Here is an 18905-nt window from a genome sequence, read left to right as displayed (position 1 = left end):
ATCCTGCCGGTCGGTCCCGTGCCGGACGTCGTCTCCGAACCGATGACCTCCACCAGCACGTCCTCTGGCCGGATCGCCAGGCCCAGCGAACGCAGCATCCCGGACTCGGCACGAAGCTCCACGTGGAACAGCTTGCTCAGGGCTTCCGCCCGCTCCAGCCCCCGCTTGCGTGCGGGTTTGGCGCCCAGGATGCCTGCTTTGCCCCAGCCCGTGATGGTGACCCGCGGCAGGCCCACGGTGTTGCGCAGCCGCCACGCCGCCGCTCTCGCGACTTTTCGCGCCACCTCACGCACCAGCGCTTCCGAGGACTTCGGTATGGAGGCGGCCGCGGTGGGGAAGGTCACCTCGACGGGGTCGATCCGGTTCGCCGCCAGGTCGGCGAGCGGGATCGACGGGACTCGCCGCCCCGCAGGAAGTGCCTCGACGAACTCGCCGGTCCCCCCGACGACCGCCCGAAAACCCTGGTGAGTGCTCACGCGGACGATCTCGGTCGCACCGAATACCTGGCCCGTCCCCTCCGTGAGCCACTGACGGGCGAACTTGAGCTCCTCCGCCGGCGTCATCGTGGTGGCGTTCACGGTCACCATCGACTTGCAGTGACCGAGGACGACCCGGACCGTGGGGTCGAAGCCCGCGTCTTGGAACACCTTGCTGCCGAAGATCACCCGTGCCGCATCGCCGCCATCGCGCACCACCGTGTCACCGAACTGCAGGGGCCGGTCCGTCCCCATCCCGAAGGCGAGACCCTCGGTGCTGCCGTGCCCGTCCAAGAACCACACCGGGACCGTGCTGTCGGCCCAAGGCGAGAGGACTGGTTCATAAAACTTGGTCCCGCTGCCTGTCGCCGCATCGGCCACTTCGCGAAAGTAGTAGCGCAGCCCCGCCGGATCGTTGTTGCGCGCGGCAAGGAACATGTGCTGGGCGTCGTTTTCGGTCAGGGGAAAGAACTCGCCGTGGACACCGAGGGCATCATTGGCCATCGCATGGCTGATGAACCGCTCCTCCACAGTGGACGGAACGGGTTGTGTTTTCAGCCCCATCCCGCTCGTGGCGAAGCCTCCGCTCTCGAAGAGCTTCACTCTGCCCGCCGGGTGATGGATGAGGCGCGAATAACCTCCGGCGGCCAGCGTCTGGGCGAATTCCTCCACTCCCCTGGTTTCCCCGTCCAGCGCGGCGAACACCAAGGGCCGCGTCCAAGGACGGCGCTTGCTCCGGTTGAGCGCCTTGCGCAAGCCCGCGTCGTTCCGCACGATCCGGCCCAGTTCCGCCTGCGTGAGTTCCACCGCCGCTCCGTCATTCCGGACGGTTCGGGAACCGCGCTTCCCACCGCCGTGGAGTAGGAACATCGGCAGAACACCGGCGTCCCAGGGCACGTTCACCCGGCCGGCGGCGGTATCGGACCAGTAGGTCTCCAGGGTGCCGGCAGTGACGTTCTTCGCCCAAGCCTCGGCTCGGGCGAAATCGGCTTCGTCCCCCGGGTACCGCACGAACAGCGCCACCGGCTCGCCGTCATCGTTGTGCAACAGGTCGGTCTTCAAGTCACCGGCGCGCAGCTCCGAGACCTTCACGAAGCCCGGCTCTCCGCTGGTGACGATCCGGTTCGCTTCGATTCTCGCCTCTCCAGGCGTGGAATAAACGTCAGGGTAGAACCGGTGCGCCCGCAAGGCTCCGGCGAAATCGAAGCCCAGCCGGCCGAAGTTCACCCGGCTTCCGCCGTGGCGCGCCACCAGCAGCACCGGCCGCTCCGGTTCGCTCCTGAGCTGCCACACGAAATCCGGGTCGGCGAGCAGCATCTCACCCAGTTCCTGCCCGTTGAGCTCGAGCACAGCACCGTCTCGCGTTTCGATGCGCGCGAACTTCCCGTCCGGGGAGTGCACCGAGACGACCAGAGGTTCCTTCGATCCCCAAGGGCCTGCCAGGTCCGCGGTGCCCGCCCTGACAGCTTCACGGAACTCGTCCAGCACCGCTTGCTCGTCCGCGGGGGCGCGGGTTCCGCCGGAAACCGGGAAGCCGAACACTTCGTCCGAAGCCACGTGCGCGATCTCCGCCAGCGAGGGCGGAGGTCCCTTCCTGAATTCCGCGCCACGCGGCACCTGCAGCATGGCGGCGTCGCTGAAGCGGTAAAAGCCGGCGTACTCGTAGCTCTGCCAATGCCCGGTCAACGCGCGCAACTTGCTCAGCAGTCGCCGGTTCGCGTCGCTCGTCGTGATTTCACTGGTGCCATTGGAATAGGTGAACACCAGCAACGGCGGGCGAACGGCACCCGCGGTCGCGGCCTGGAAGATGCCGGCCTTCGCGATCAGCTCCGCGGTGGCCTCGGGGGTGTTGAACACAGCGGTTTCGTTGCTCAACGGTATTTTGAAGCGGCCCATTTCGCCGTCCAGATGCAGCGCCACCGGCCTCCTCCGCGCACCGTCCGTGGCATCGGCCCATGCCTGGGTGGCCGGCTCATCGTGCCTCTTCCCGTTCTGATCGACAGAGGTTTCGATCACCGACCGCAGGCTGTGGTCGGTGGTGTTCTCCAGTTGCGCGGAAAAATTGCTGATGTAGCTCGTGCCGTGCACGAAGCCCATGCCGAACTGCCGGCCGTCGACGTCGGTGAGCGGCGCCCACTGCACGTCGTCCGGCAGAATTTCCGCCACGTTGCCGAAGATTCCGCCGTCTCTCACGACGGTCGTCCCCGCGGCGTCCGATTCCACCAGGTCGTTCGCCGCGGCCACCGACCGGTATGGCCCGTCGCCGCGCAGGGCCTTGGCGAATTCCTGTGCGGCGGCGAAAGTCAAGTCCGGCCGCGTCGGATCCGCGCCGATCAGGACGACCGGGACCGAGGGGTCGTCGGCCGCGTGCAACCGGAACATCGGCGAGTTCCGGACGTGCCGGGCCAGCGTGGCACCGTCGATCCGTACGCCGTCCACCACGAACTTGCCCATACGGCCGGTCACGTAGACGTAAAAGGGCCGCTTCAGGACAGGCAGGGACGGCATGCCGGCGTGGAGGGCCTCCCAGGAGGAATCCACCGATTCGCGACCGGAATCGAAGCTGATGCCACCGGACGAGTTCGTGGTCGGTTCGTACGAAGACCCCTCGGGGACTTCGCCCAAGGTGACCTCGACGGTGACCGTCTCGGCGGTCACCGTGCGGAGCGCGATCTCCGGCATCGGTTGCGCCGGATCCTCCCCCAGTTCCGTCCGCAGCAGGTCCGCGAAGATCCGTGTGTCTCTCGGAGTGCCCGTGATCTCGACACGCACGGACAGACCATCGGCTCGCTGAAACGTGTGAGCCTCCAGCAGAGCGTTCGCGAGCCGCCGCAAAGCCGGCCGATCGTCGACATCGGCCGACGCCGGCGTGTCGGCCTCCACGGTGAACGTCAGGTGTCCGGACAGTTCCGCCTTGACTTCTTCGCGTCGCGCTTCGTCCACGGCGAACGAGCTCTCGCTGGAGGAGTGCGAGTACTCGCTGGCGGCGTCCGAGTCGATACTGAGCGCGTCCGAGTCCTCATCGGAGGCGATCGAACTGTCGTCGCTCCAAGAGCTGCCGAAAGAGCCGCCAGGGCCGGATCCGGTGTTCACCGACAGGGTGCTGCCCATCCCGAGCGCCCCTGCGGAAGCGTTGTGGGGCGTGGCGAAGACCACGGCTCCTTCTTCCGGTTCGGCGCCATCGGCCAGTGGCCGTACGGTCCCGTCGCGTCTGACTTCGACTCGGGTGTCGAAGCCGGTGACACCGCCCCGGAACCCCGTGTCGCGAAGCAGTTCGGTCAGGGTGATCACCCGGTTGCCGTGGTGAGGGCTGCTCACCCGGCAGCTGAGGAAGACCAGGGAGGAGTGCTGCCGCCAGTGCGTTTCCCCGGGCAGGGCGATGCTGGACAGCAGCTGGACGACCGCGCGCTCGTCGAGGGTCACGAGCCGCCCGTTCCCGGTCCGGACCGAGAAGCCGTTGTGGTCGTGGTGAAGCGGAACGGTGAACTCGTCCCCGGTCTCGGGGCGGTTCCGGAACGCTTCCAGGAGCACTCCCCGTTCGTGGTCCGAGTGCGGGAAGCCCACTCCCACGACCGCGCCGGAGCGCGACCGCAGCGGGACGAAGTCCACGTCGGAGAGCCCGGATCCGGATTCCGGCGCGGGTTCCGGCGCGGCCGCGGCCGGCTCGGCGTAGGACCGCGCGACGGCGAACATGGTCCGCAGTGCGTGATGGGCGTCGTCGAGGACTTCGTGTCGCCGGGCGTCGGGTCCCAGGATGTCGTCGAGGCCGGGCCTGTCGAGCAGTGCGGTCATCTGCCCGCGCTCCCAGGCCGCGCCGGGATTCTCGCCCTCGAGATAGGCGTGGTAGGCGAGTGCGCTCAAGACGATGTCGTGCAGCGGGAACCGGCGCGTGAGTTCTTCCGGTGTCAGCCCTTCCGGCGGCACCACCAGGGGCAGCAGGCGGGTCCGCAGCGCGGTGGCCTCGGTGCGCGGGATCTGGGCGAGCAGGTTCGCCATCTGCGCGACCTGTTGGGGCAGCGCCGGTTGCAGCTCCTGGTCGACCGGTTCCTGGCTGTCCTCGTAGCTCGGGGGCTGATCCTCGATCGGGTGCTCGCTGTAGGCGGGTGCGCCGTCGGAATGCCTTGTGCCGTCCGGATCCCGCACGTGGTCGTAGTTCGGCAGCTCGGCTTCGTACAGATCCTCGCTGTAGGCGCCGCGTCCCGGCTCGGGGAACCGGCCGAACGGCGTTTCCGGCGTGGCGTCGCGCAAGTGGCGGCTGCTCAGCCGGACCGTTTCGGCCGCCTGCCGCACGGAGCTCAGTTCAGTCCAGGCATAGAGAGGGTCCTCCCCGTGCAGGAGCAGGTCGGTCAGCATCGTCGTGAGGCCCTCGTGGAAGGCCGCCCGGATCCGTTCCGGCACGCCGCCCGGCACCGACGGCGGCAGCGGACCCAGCAGGTCCTCCGCCTCCTGGCGGCGCAACTGTTCCCGCCAGTGCAGTTGTTCCTGCCATTGACGGCGATCCTGTCCGTCACCGGCGGGAGGCTCGTCGTGCCGCCGCTGCTCCAGACGTTCCCGCGCCTGGTCGATCCGCTCCCGCACTCGCTCCAGCTCGATGTCGGCCCAGGCGGCGAGGTCGTCGAACTCACGCAGCCGCTCGAATCCGCCCCGCAGATCAGTGGCGATCCCTTCCGCGTCCGCGCCCTGCGACAGCGCCCTGGCCACCGAGCCGATCATGGCCTCCCACAACCGCCGCTGCTCGCTGGCGCTCGGGCCATAGCCCCCACGGGGCCGGGGGCGCTCACCGAGCAGCGCCGCCGCCTCCGCACGCCAGAGTGCCAGCTCCGGCGACGGCTGCCGGACGTCGGCGTCCAGCCGTGATTCGAACTCGGCCACCGCGGCGGACAACCGCCCCGGCTCGGCAGGCAGGTCCCCGGCGAGCGGTTCCTCCACCCACCCGGCCGGCCCCTGGACATCTCCCCTGTGCATGCCGTCGGCCCGGTCCACCGGATACGCGCTCGCGTAGACGCTCTCGCTGTCACTTACCGACTCGTCCGCATCCCCGGTCGTGTAGCGGTCCCCGCGCGGACTCTCGGTCTGCACCGGCGACAACGGCGAACCCACCCCACCCCTCCACGTCCCGCCGCTCCAGGGCTCGTCCGCGAACGGATCGTCCGCGAAGTCCTCGTCGGCGAACGAGTCGCCGTCGAACGCGTCGTCCACGACGGGTCCGGCGCGTGGGGGCGCGGTGGGCGGGAGAGTGGCCTGCAGCCGGATGAGTTCCAGCGGCACACCGGTGTAATGCGAGCGTGCGCCGGGCAGGTCCCGCAGCGCCTCGGCGCTCTCACGCAGCGGCACGACAGCCGGGTCGTCCCACGCCTCGCGCAGAGACGCCCCGGCGGAGACCAGGTCCGTCAACAGAGTCGCGAGTCCGTCGTGGATCAGCTGCCGGGCAGGGGTGTCCGCGCCCTCGGCCGCCCTGGGCAGCCCACCCAGCAAGGACTCGACCACCCGCCGGGCCGCCTCCACCGTCCGCGCCTCGGCCCGCTCCCGCTCCCGCTCCCGCACCCGCTCCGCGGCCCCCTCCACCCGCTCCGCCCACCGCTCCCACACCCGCTCGGCCCGCGACCGGGCCTCCACCGGTGCCGGTTCGCCCGCCCGCCCCACCGGCCCGGACTCGGGCGGACTCACCTCCGTCACCGCCGCCACGGAACGGACCGGCCCGAGAATCTGCACCGCGGTCACCGTGTAGTGCGCCTCCTCCGCCGGACCACGCAACGCCTCCAGTTCCGCGCGCAACCCCGCGACCACCGGACTGTGCCACGCCAAACGCTGGTCGGTACCCGCCACGATCGCCTCGGTCAGCATCGACACCAGACCGTCGTGCAGAAGCTGCCGCGCCTCCTCGTCCGCACCCTCCACGGCGGAAGGCAACCCCCGGGCCAACGCCTCGGCCTGCCCTCGGGCGCGCGACACCGCACCCGCCGACTCCGGCGAACCTTCCTCCCACTCCTCCACCCGCGCCGACGCCTCCATGATCGGCCCCAGCCAGTTCTCCAACGCCCGCTCGGCATCCGAGCTCGGTTCGGCACCGGCTTCCGGTGAGGGCTCCGGAATGGCCGCTCCCGGCGTGCGGGCCACCTCCCCCTCTGGACCCCGCAAACCCTCCAGATCACCCCGCAGACGCACCACATCCGCGTGCTCCCACGCCACCTCCGCGACCGCACCCTCGGCGATCAAATCGGCCACCATCGCCACCAGGCCGTCGTGCAAGAACCGAACCGTGTCCTCGTCGACACCCGGCAACGCCGGCGCCGGTTCACCCACCAGCCCCTCAGCCTCGGCCCGCGCCAGCTCCGCCGGCACCACCGACGGCACCAAACCCTCTTCCCGCTCGGCGACCCGGCCCGAAATCTCCGACAACACCTCGGCCCACACCGCCAACGCCATATCCGCCTGCTCCGGTCGTCCACCGTCCCCATCGGACACGGCGTCATCAGGATCAGGAAGAACGAAGCCGGTCCCCACCTGCACACCCGAACGCGAAGCCACCGACAAGGAACCCGTGTCGGACACGTCGACACCGGGGAACGGGGCTGGCGAAGACGAGGGGGCAGGTTCGTCGGTGAGCGACCCGCTCCCGGAACGAGTCCTGACCGCGGGTGTGTCGGCGGGTGCGGCGTCGACCCGCACCCGGGGGAGGTTCTCCGCGTCCTCCGGCACCTCCTGGATCGTCTCGGGCAGGTGCAGACCGTGCGTGACGTCGAAGACGGAACGCCAGTGCGCGAACGTCTCGAGCGGGGTGTCGTGCGTCGGGAAGAACGCGCCGGCGAAGCCGCCGGACGAGCGGTGCACTGGCACCTGAAGGTAGGTGTCGTTCGGGCCGAACCGCCCTGCGGGCGAGGCGATTCGCCCGGTGCGCCTGGTCAACTCCGGACTCCGGCTACGCAACCTCTCACGGCTGCGCGACGACTCGAGGCTCGGCGTCTGCTTGCCACTGGTCCTGGCCTCGCTCGCCGTGCGGCGCGTGTCGAACGGCGAGATCTCCCGGCTCGACGGAGCGATACTCGCCCGGCTCCGGCCCCGTGCCTGCCCCACGGGCGGAACGTGGTCACTCCGGTCCGAGTGCGCGGATTTCGAGGGAGTGGTCTCGTGCTCGGCGAAACCGGCGTCCTCGCTCGAACCCGGGTTCACCTCGGCTGCCGGCGCGTCGTCGTCCAGCGGCGTGAAGAACTTCGCGTTCGCACGGACGTTCCCGAGAGTCGCCCATTCGCCGAACTCGTCCAGGGTGAGCAAAGCAGGGTACGAGGTCCTCGGATCGTGCAGCACGAACACCCGCCGGCCATCCGCCGTGGTGGCCTGAACATGGACAGAGTGGCCCGGAGCGGACACCATGGCACCACCGCGAGCCGACACGTGCCTCCAGAAGGAAACGAGGTCGTCCGTGGTTCGCAATGCCTCCGCCAGGGAAGGATCCGGCCGCGTTTCCTCGCTCAGCATGCTGGAACCGAAGGGGGTTCCATCGGCTTCCGGCGCGAACTGGTTGCCCATCATCGCCACGTAGGACTCGTGATCGACCCGGTTGCGGCGGCGGCTTCCCCGGTCCACGAGCAGCGGCGACACCAGGACGCCGCTCAACCGGTTCTCACCCAGTGTCTTCCTGGTGAGCACCGGAACCTGATCGACGTCCGGCTCGGCGGCGGCGAGTTTCTGCATGGTGCGGGCCCAGCGGGCGGTCAGCGCTCGCCATTCCCGGCGCACGGTACCGGCGTCCTGTACCGCGTTCACCAGACGCAGTGCCCGGCTTTCGAGCGCGGAGAACTCGGATCGCGCGTCGGCGACCCGCTTCCGCACCATCTCCTCGTGGGTCCGGCCGAAGGGCCGATCGGGCCTCGACCGGCGTTCCACGCTCGTCATGGCGAGAGCGTCTTCGGTGGCGTCGGCCACCGCACGGCCCACCCTCAGCAGCCCCGCCACCGTCGGCACCATGCCGCGGACGCGCATGTCGATCGCGGCCGGAGCGGCGGTGTTGAGGAAGTACTGCTCCTCATGGCCGGTGGCGGCGAACAACGCTTCCGTCAGCGCCGCCGCGTTGTTCAGCAGTGCACTGAACAACGGATCGGCGAGCAGTGCCCTCCGGGCGGTCGTCCCGAGGTTCGCCAAGCCGAGCATGGCCAGACGCACCGGCAGGCCGGCGTCCGCCGGGATGGCCAGGCTCAGCAGCGGCGAAGTGCCTGACGTGAACGGATCCGCGCCACCCGAGATTTCCGCTCTCAGCACGTCGAGCAGGTTCGAGAGTCGTGCGGGCGGCACCGGCTGGACGGCCCGCCGGTCCACCTCCGAACCGCCATGGGAACGCTTCGGACGGTGGGGCTGTTCCTGAGTGGGTACCAGGGAAGCGGCCAGCAAGGCCTCGTTGACGAAGGAGCGGACCTGTGCCCGGCTGGCCTCGGGCAACGCGTCGAGTGAACGCTCGATCGCGATCAGCCGTGTCCTCGTGCCGTGTGGCAGGGCGTGGTATTCCAGTTTGCCTTCGCCTGCCAGCGCGGTGTATTCGGCGATCTTGGCCCGCAGCTCGGGCCGGGAGAGCTCGAGTTCGGGCAGCCCGTGGATCACCCGATCGTAGCCCGCGGCGGCTTGACGCTCCGGGGTGTTCTGACCGTCGTCGAGGGTGACCTCGACGATCGCCCAGTGACCGTCGCCCGGAGCATGTCCCTCCGGTATTCCGCCGGTTTCGATGTGGAGTTCCACGTCTTCCGCTCGGACGGTCTGGTTGTCCTCTTGGAGCAGGGCGAGTTCTTCGGCCAGAGTCTCGCGGATCTGATCCCGCACCCGGCCGGCTCGTTTCCGGGCGGTCGTGTCGGACATTCCGGGGAGCCGGGAACGACCGCTTCCGTACCCGGTGATGGTCACCTTGACCCCGCCCAGCCCAAGGTCCTTCCGGAGCACGGACGCGCGAGCGACGTCTCGAGCGAGCACGCGGGCACCGGTGAGAGCACGCTTGCCCGCGGTCGACGTGCCTGGCTTGAAGCGCACCTTCACCGGCGGTATCTCGCTGACTCCCCCCAGCGCGACTGTCACCAAGGGATTGACGCTCGCGGCTGTGCCGTCGGACGCGTACAACAGCGCCTGCTGCTCGAAGAAGGTCTCGCCCGGTTCCCGGGTGTACATCCGGAAGAACCAGCGCTCAGGTCCCGGCAGGATGCCGAGTTCGTCGGCCATCGCCAGCCAAGCCCGCCGCCGGGCCGATGCCGTGGCGCCGTCGTATCCGGTTTTCGCGATGCCGTGAAGTGCTTCCGCGAGTTCGCGGTGATGTTCCAGCCGAGCCGTTTCCGCTACGTGACCGCCGCTCCTCGCCCGCTCCACCCGGCGCGCCAGATCCGCCGCGAGGTTCTCGAGTTCCACGTTGTGGTGCAGCAGATTGCGCTCGATCGCCGCTCGTACGGCGGCTTCCTCTTCCGCGGTGTGCGAGTGGTTCTCCAAGGTCACCTGCGTCCGGCCATCGGCGCTTTCCGCGATCACGGTGGCGAACCGGTTCCCGGTGTTGTCACGCGTACCGGCCCGGGCCATGTTCGTGTAGTCAGGACGCCCGTCGGCGCCCTCCCCCGGGATCGAGGACAGCACGTACATTTGCCCGGGCTTGGCCCACGCGAACTGGTTCACCCCCATCCGCTGGGCGGCTTCGTCGAGCCGCACCCGTTGTTTCCGCATCTCCGGGGCATGGTTCAGCATCTGCCCATAACGATGCCCGGGAAGCGGGCGCCCCGGGATCCCGCCGATGTCGCGCTGGTCCCGTCCGGCGATCTCCACGGCTCTGCTCGCGTCCACAGTGGAGGGAGCGCCGTGCTCGACGATCTCGGCCAGTCCTTCGGCGAGGTGGAAGGCGCCTGTCACCTCCGTGTCGTTCCCCGCGTTGACCCGAGCCGTCGCCGGTCGTTCTCCCGAACCGTCGAACAACAGCGTGTCCGGTATGGCTCCGTGGACGATCCCGGCGAAATCACGGGAGACATCGGTGAGCTGCCTGGGCATCCGGGGAACCACCCGATGCAGCACCTGATCCCGGCCCTGGTCGTCGAGTACGATCCGGGAATCCCGCACCTCGAGTTCGATGTCGGAGCCGGTGCGGCGCAACGTTTCACGAGCCTGCTCCAGCACCTCCTCGGTCGCGAAGAACTCCCTCGCCCCGACAACGCCTCCACCGTCGTCCACGGACCGGGCGCCGTTGATGCCCAGCGTCCTGTCCTTCGCGATCCGCAGGGGCGGCCGGTACGCCGCCTTGGTCCCGCTCTCAGGACGGCCGAAGGCAGGGAAGGCATCGTCGGTCCGCTGCTCGGCCTGAAGCGGCCGGAGGGATTCGAAATGCTTCGCTCCGACAGGCTCGGGCTGGTAGCCGAAAGTGAGGTTCGGCTGCGGCGCGGGAGCCGCGACAGGAGCGACGGAAGGCCGCCGTTCGTCTTGGTTGTCGCCCAGGTGGATCAGGGTGGGGCGCAGGCCCGGCCCGAAGCGGATGAGCGGCACGGTCCGATGCTGTTCGTCGATGTCGTCACGGATTTTGCGCTGGAAGTCCGTCTCCGGTTTCCAGTACTTGAGCGCGCCGTGCTCGACTCCCATCTCCCGGCCGGTGAGCAGGTACACCATCCGGTCGTAGTCGGTGTCATGCAGGCTCGCCCCGTCCTCGGGGAGCCGGATGTCGTAGAGGTCGTTGTCGCCGGTGACATCGCGGTAACCGGACTCCCCGCGTTCCTGGACGATGCCGTCGATCACCCGGAAACGGCCGGACTCCTCCAGCCCGCGCATGGACTCGGCCAATTGCGCGTACTCCGTCGCACGGTCCTCGTACCGCTTCATCACCCGTTCACGGAGCTCCTCCGGCATCTTGGCGACATCCGGCCGCCTCGGCTCGAAGTAGGCCACCAGGCCGATCTGCTCGCGCGGCATTCCCAGCGGAACGTCCAGCTCGTTGAGCGTCTTGGCCTTGATCTCCACGGGCTTGGGCACCGCTCCCCGGGCCCGCCACTCGACCGAGGCGGGGTTGGCGGGCCGGACGTCGAACACCACGCCGAACCGGTCTGCCATCTTCTGGAAACGACGCTGATCCTGTCGCGGAATCCCGTACTGGGCTTGAAGTGTCCGCTCACTGACGTAATCCGAATGCGCGGACTGGACCGAAACCCAGCTGTTCCGGCGAAGCTGCGTCGGCGGCGTCGCGGTGGAAACGTGCTCGTCGATTTCGTCGAAAAGCTCTTCGATGAAACGGGCTGCTTCACGTTCGATCTCGGGCAGTTTCGGCGCTTCATCGGACACACGTTCGGACTCGGCGAACGAGCTTCTTTCCGCCTCTGAACCGTCCTCAGGAGTCGGCCTGCCGTCGATCGCGGCCAGCACCTCCTCGGTGAACATCCGAGCGTCCTGATCGATTTCCGGCAGGGCGGTTTCGCGGGAAAGGACGACCGCATCCGGAGAAGGCGAACTACCGTCGGGAACGCGGACCGTGCCATCCCGCCGGATCTCCACCGGGGTGGCAGGCCCCCGCACAGTGCCGCGGTAGCCATCCTGCCGCGCCAGCTCCCGCACCCTGCCGAGCAACCCACCCGCCACCGGATCATCCACCCGGCAACTCAGCACCACCAACTCCGGCACAACCCGCCACCCACCACCACCCGGCAACACCCGACTACTCAACAACCGATAAACCCCAGCCCCATCCAACTTCACCACCACACCATCCGACCTACGCCGAACCGAAAAACCACCATCCCCACCATGACCCACCACCGAATACACACCCACCCCACCAGCACCCGCCACAAACGCCGACCGCACCACCTCAACCTCACCCACAACCAACGGAAAAAACACCCCCACCTCACGCCCCCCACCATCCCTCAACGCAACAAACTCCACCTCCTCCAACCCAACCCCCACCACATCCGACAACAACACCGGATCCCCCACCGAACCCACACCCGACGCCACCTCACCGGAGGGGAATCCGAACACCTCGGCCAAACCGGCGAAGTCCGCGGGATCGAACCCCATCGACGTGAAAATCTCCGGATCGAACCCACCGGCCCACGACCCGTTATTCGGCTCCGCACCCCACTCCTGCATGCCACCGAACGGCTCCACACCCCACTCCCGCATATCGCCGAACGGCTCCGCACCCCACTCCCGCATGCCACCGAACGGCTCGACACCGGTGCCCCAAGCCGTCTCCTGTTCTTCCCACGACCACTGAGCCGACGACTCGGGCAGCCTCTCTCCCGAGGCCTCCTCGGCCGGGTCAGGCACCCGCCTCCCGTCGGGCTCCTCGCCCTCCCTGGCCGCCCGCGACGCCTCACGGGCGCGCGCCATCTGCGACTCCCACTCGGCACGCGTTTCGGGCGGCACACCACCGTCGGTTTCCGGAGAATCAGGCGACGAACCCGAAACCACCGCCTCCGGAGCGACACCACCCGCAGGCGCGGGGCTCTCGACTACCGCGACCTCCGGCGAAGCCTCTGGCACGCCGTCTTCCCCCGGCACCGATTCCCGGACCGACAAACCCATCTTGCCGGGCAATTGCAGTTCCGCGTCCCAAAAGATCCGCACATGCTCACGCATGATCTCGTCGACCGACGGCAGCCCCCACCGCCCCGAGCTTCTCTCCCGGCGGCTCAGTAACGCCTCACGGACCAGCTCCTCCACCCGGGTCTGCCGATCCGGGCCCACTTTCGAACTTCCGGTGATGTCGATGTGCAGGCCCGGCCGGGCACCCGAAGCGGCGGCGAACCGGTCGAAGAAGCCCTCCACCACCCAGGTCAGCCGATTTTCCACAGCCACCGGAATCTGGATCTGTGATCTGTGGAGCGGGCTGGTGAACACCCGGGATTGCCGGTACTGCTCCGGAGTCTTACCGGGCGTGAGATGAACCCGCACGGCGGTATGACCATCGAAACCCCGGCCACCATTACGCCACGACCACGTTATATCGAGCTTCTGGACCGCGGACTCGACCATGCCCGCACCCCGCATTCCGGCATTCAGCAGATTGGTGAGGTAGTCCCGCATTGCCTGCCGGACCACCACGTCACCCGGTTTGACCCTGATCTCCGAAAGAATCCGCACATCCGGGTATTCCGTACCCTGCGGCTGCGCCAGAATGCGCTGCCCCAACGACATTCCGAGCGCGATCAGCTTGTCCTCGTCGTCGGCGAACATTTTCACGGATCGCTCGTTCGCCACGCTGAAGTCACCGTCGAACGCCAGCTTCGACTTGTCTTCTGACAATTTCTTCAAAAGCCAGGGAAGCGTAGGCCAGGAAAGCTCGTGTCCTGACTCGGCCGATGTCTGGTCGAGGATGTGTTCCGGACCCTCGACATCGAGGTACAGCACCGTGGCCTTCGATTCCTGCGAGTTCTGCCGGAATGCGAGGTGGCCTTCGATGAATCGTTGGATCTCCTCTTCCTGGGCCGAGGGCATCGCTGCCCGCACGGCCGCGTTCACCGCCCTCAGCACCGCGAACTCCCGGGCTTGCGGGAAGCGGTTCCCCGCGTGCAACTCCAGGTTCAATCGCACCCGCTGCCCGGAGTCACCGGCGTCCCGCACCCGCTCGACCAGGCCTTCCATCAACCACCCCAGCCGCCGTAACGAGACCTGCGGAAGACGGTCACTGCGGGGAAGGAAAGCGAGGACGAGTTCCCTCTCGGCGCGATAAGCCCGCCGAGATCGGTTCGGCGATCGATACACGGACACGCCGACGCGTGCCGGCTGTCCTTCGCTGATGGTGTGCTGCATACGGTCGAAGGGAAGCTGTGACTCTTCGAGGGCGGCTCCCCGGTCCCGCAACGCGGCCCGTACCCGCTCTTCGAGCGAATCGAACAACTCAGGAGCCCGCTGCTTCAGACGCACGGGCGTATCCATCACCTGCAACCTGATGTCCAGTGGCTCGAGTCCGAGTCGCGTCAACTCCGCGGCGTTCCGTGCGATGTGATCCAGCAGCGCGTTCAGCTCGGCTTCGGTCTCCGGCGACAACACCAAGGAGTCGCCGGACAGCGTGCCTCGCCACGCCGCCTCGACCGCGGCGCCCGTCGCGGCTTTTTGGGCCGCCGCGGATCGTATCGGCGCGTCGGCGGTCGCGGCGGGCAACGGAACGAGGCCGGTCCTGGACGCGGAGCCATCGTGCTCCACGGGTGCGCCCTGCTCCGAAGTACTTTCCCGCTCCGAGTCGAGAAAGTGATCAGGTCCCGTGATCTCCATGCGCAGCATCGGATTGTTGGGCCCGATGGTCTGGCGGAGTCCGACATGGTCCTTGATGAACTGTTCGGCTTCCTCCCAGGTCGCATCCGGCAGCACCGCCCGCACCGCCGCGTTCATCTCGATCGTGATCGCGTTCAACCGTCGCGGGAGCACCGTCTCCGAAGACCGCAGATCGAGTACCAGCCGAGGCCGGTCGTCCGGTTGGGCGTTGTCACGCGCCCGCTCGGCCAGCCCCTCCACCAACCACCCCAGCCGGCGCCGCGAAGCCTGCGACAACCCGCTACTGCGGGGCGGGAAGGGCAGATCCAGCCTCCGCGAGGCCTGATAACTCCGCACCGTCCGATGTGGAGATCGATGCACCGCGAACCGCACCCAGGGAGACTCCCCCTCACGCAACTCGTGCTCGATGCGATCGACCGCGAACCGCAGCGCATCGCGAGCCACACCACGCTGCTCCAGGAGCGACGACAGCTTCTCTTCGAGCATGTCGAACAGCGCCGTTGCGAAGCGCCGGCGTCGCTGCGACGTGTCGAACACGTGCAACCTCACATCAGGGGGCTCGCGCCTTGCCGAAGCCGCTGTCTCGCGGGCGACGCTGTCCGCGAGTTCGGTCAACGAGGCCTGATCCTCCGGCGACAGCCCTGGCGGATCAGTCTTCGTCACCTTCGCGGACCAGCTCCGTTCCTCGGGCGCGTCCGCTGCTGCCGCGCCGCCCGCCGCCGAATCACGCGATGGCGGTACCGGAGCCAACGGCAGCGCGATCAGAGACTCGTCTCGGCCCGCATCGGGCGGCTCAGGCAGCGGCGCCTCAGGTGGCTCGGGCCGGGCGGCCACTGAATCCAGAGCGTGTTCCGGCCCTTCGATCTCCGAGTAGAGCCAGCCATAGCTCGGTGAGACCTCCTGTCGAAAAGTTATGTGTTCTTCGACGAACTGCTTGATCGCCTCTTCAGGCGCGTCCGGCAATGCCGCTCGCACCGCCGCGTTGACCGCGACCGTGACCGTGGCCTTTCGAACAGTGATCCAGTGCTCCGTGCTACGAAGGTCCAGGATCAGGCGGGGCCGCCGCACCGGATCGGCGTTGTCCCGCACCCGCTCGGCCAGCCCCTCGATCAGCCATTCCAACCGGCGCAGCGCGGCTCGCGAAAAAGCGCTGTCGCGGGCAAGGAAGGGGACTCGAAGACTTCGCGCCGCCTGGTAACCACGCACCGGCCGGTTCGGCGACCGATGCACCGTCACCTCGACACCAGGCGTCCCATTCTTCGGCACACCGCCATGCAGCCGATCAAAGGTGAACCTGGCCGCGTCCGCGTCCACGCCATGAGCCCGCATGGCCTCCCGAAGACGCCCCTCCAGCAACCCGAACAACGACGGACCGAACCGCGCCCGGCGCTCGGCGGTGTCGGCCAGGTTCAACCGCACGTCCGCCGGCTCACGACCGTTCCGCTCCAGCTCCGCCGCGTTCCGCGCGATCCGATCCGTCAACACGGCCAGCGACGCCTCGTCCTCGGGCGACAGCCGCGGCTCCCCCGTCGCCGGAAGTTCGGCCCGCCATCGTGTTTCCACCACCGCGTCCGGCGCGCTCGACCCGGCCTGCTCGCGGGGAGCGCCGGCCTCGGCGGGCAACGCGACGAGCCCGACCATCGGTGCCGGCGCCGGTGGTGGCGCCTCGGTGGTACCGGCGTCGATGAGGTCCGCGAACACCACCGTGTGTGCCCTCGACGGACCTTGCAGGTATTCGATGCGCTCTTCGATGAACTTCTTGACCGTCTCCGCGGTGGCCTCCGGAAGCGAGGACCACACCGCGGCGTTCACCTCGTCCGCGACCGTTCCCGCCAGATGGGCCCGCGCGGTGGTGGTACTTCGCAGCTCCAGCACAAGACGGCTCGGATCAGTGCCGTTCTCGGTCACTCGTTGGACCAGGCCACTCACCATCCATCGCAGCCGGCGGCTCTCGACGGCGAAGAGCGCCTTGCCGCGAGGGAGGAAGGAGAGGGCGAGACTGGAAGCGTCCCGATAGGACTGCACGGACCGGTTCGGCGTCCGGTGCACCGTGATCGACAAACCGCGACGAGGCTTTGGGATGACGGTGTGCTCGACGCGATCGAATTCGAACCGAAGCAGCTCCGGATCGACCCCACGATCGAGCAGGGCGGTACGCAACGACCGATCCATCAGGTCGAACAACGCCTCGGCGTGGTTCTTGAGCCAGTAGACGGTGTCGTGCACATGCAGCCTGACGTCCCAGGGCTCCTGTCCCGGCAGGAGTGACAGCTCACCAACGAGGTTCTCGGCCAAGTGTGCCAAGGAGGCTTGATCCGCTTCCGACAACGACATCGGGTTGTTTCTGTCCGCCGGTACGGCCCAACGACCCACCAGCGGCGCGTTCTCCAAGGTTTCGATGCCCAGGCGGGTGTTGTGCAGGAGCGGCCTCGCGGATGCGGGCAGCGGGATCACGGGTACGTCGTTTTCGGACGATTCGCTTCCCTCCACCGACAACGCCATATCAGGATCGTCAGGAATCGGCTCTCCGAAACGAACCGCACCCTCGGTGCCCGGCGGTACCGGCGCGTTCCTCGACGATTCCGCCGCACCGAAGTCCTCATGGACCTGCTCTGCCGAAACGTCCTGCCCAGGTTCTTCCCTCTGCCCGACGTGCGTGTGCTCGAAGTCCATATGCTCTTCGAGCAGTGCGGGCTCCCAGTCCCGCATCGGCTGTCCGGACACCGTTTCCGTCGACGGCGGATGTTCCGCCGGGCGGGTGGCGGACTCCGCGCCGGACACGCGAGTCTCACCGCTCGAGGAACGCGCGAGTTGCCGGTCCCCACTGTCATCCAAGGCGTGCTCCGGGCCCTCGATGTCCAGGAGGAACATCGGGCTCTTCCGCCACGTACTCCGAGCGAGTCCGATGTGGCCCTCGATGAATCGCTTGATCATCTCGTCGGACGCGTCCGGTAGCGCCGCCCGCACGGCCTCGTTCACCACGGCCGTGATCGTGGAGACCCGCTCCTCGCTCCCCTTCTCCGTGCAACGCAGCTCGATGAGCAATCTGGACGGCTTCCCCGGATCGGCGTTGTCCCTCACCCGCGCGGCGAAGCCCTCCACCAGCCACCTCAGCCGACGCCTCGACGCCTGTGAGATATCGGCGCTGTGCGCGAAGAAGGGAACCTGGAGCTTTCGTGCCGCCCGGTAGTTCGACGCCGGCCTGTTCGGTGACAGGTGCACCGTTATCGCGATGCTGGGCATCGCGTCCTTGGGTACGCTGCTCTGCAAGCGATCGAAGGGGAACCGCTCCGCGTCCACATCCATTCCCTGAGCCCGCATGGCTTCACGCAGACGCCTCGCCAGCGACTCGAACAACCTGGGACCGAGCCGCGCCCGCCGTGCCGGAGTGTCCGTCAGATGCAACCGCACATCCGCCGGCTCGCGGCCGTCACGCTCCAGCTCCGCCGAGGTCCGCGCGATCCGGTCCACCAACGCGCCAAGCTTCCACTCATCCTCCGACGACCACCGTATTTCACCGACCGCCGGAAGACCCGCCCACCAATCGTCCACGATTTGGTTATAGGCGTCGGCCCCCCAACTGGGCCGGTCGACAGCGGTAGCGGCGGGCAAGGCGACCAAGCCTCCGGCCGAGAGTGCGGTGGACGCGGGAGCAGGAACAAGGCCGGGTTCGGTCAACCTCGCGAAAAGCGCGGTGCTCTTGAGGGATACCTCCTGCACGAACTCGATGCGCTGATCGATGAAGGTCTTGATCTGGTCGGCGGCGGCCCCGGGAAGCGCCTGCCGGACCGCCGCGTTCACCTCGGAGGTGACCGTGTCCTTCCGGTCTTGGAGCATGCCCTTCGTACTGCGCAGGTAGAGCGTCAGACGGCTCTGGTCGCCGCTGTCGCCGGCCACCCGGCGAGCCAGCCCCTCCACCATCCAGCGCAGGCGACGCCGATGAACCCACGGCAGAACCTTGTCACGTGGCAAGAAGAACAGGTCCAAACTCCGGGCGGCGCGATAAGCCTCGATCGGCTGCTTCGACGTCTCTTGCACGACGATCTCGATACTGGAAGAACTGTTTCCCCGCGCCGCGTCCTCGATATGATCGAAGTCGAATCGCAGCAGCTCCGGATCGACACCACGCTCGATCAGGGCCGCTCGCAAACCCTGTTCCATCAGCGCGAACAGAGTCCGGCCTTGCCGCTGAAGCCACAAGACGCCGGCTGTCAC

Annotated in this window: 1 protein-coding gene (only partly in view); it reads right to left on the bottom strand. The window is 68.0% G+C overall.

Translation table 11 applies throughout. The features are described from left to right. Window positions 1-18905, bottom strand: the 5' portion of a protein-coding gene (locus LCL61_RS18395; RefSeq protein WP_425342053.1) for a hypothetical protein. 15250 nt of this gene lie to the left of the window's left edge; only the first 18905 of its 34155 coding nucleotides appear in the window; it begins with the start codon at window positions 18903-18905; its stop codon lies beyond the left edge, outside the window.

The sequence above is a fragment of the Amycolatopsis coloradensis genome, assembly GCF_037997115.1.
Lineage (GTDB): Bacteria > Actinomycetota > Actinomycetes > Mycobacteriales > Pseudonocardiaceae > Amycolatopsis > Amycolatopsis coloradensis_A.
Note: the sequence above shows the minus strand (reverse complement) of the source record. Positions and strands in the feature narration are given on the sequence as shown.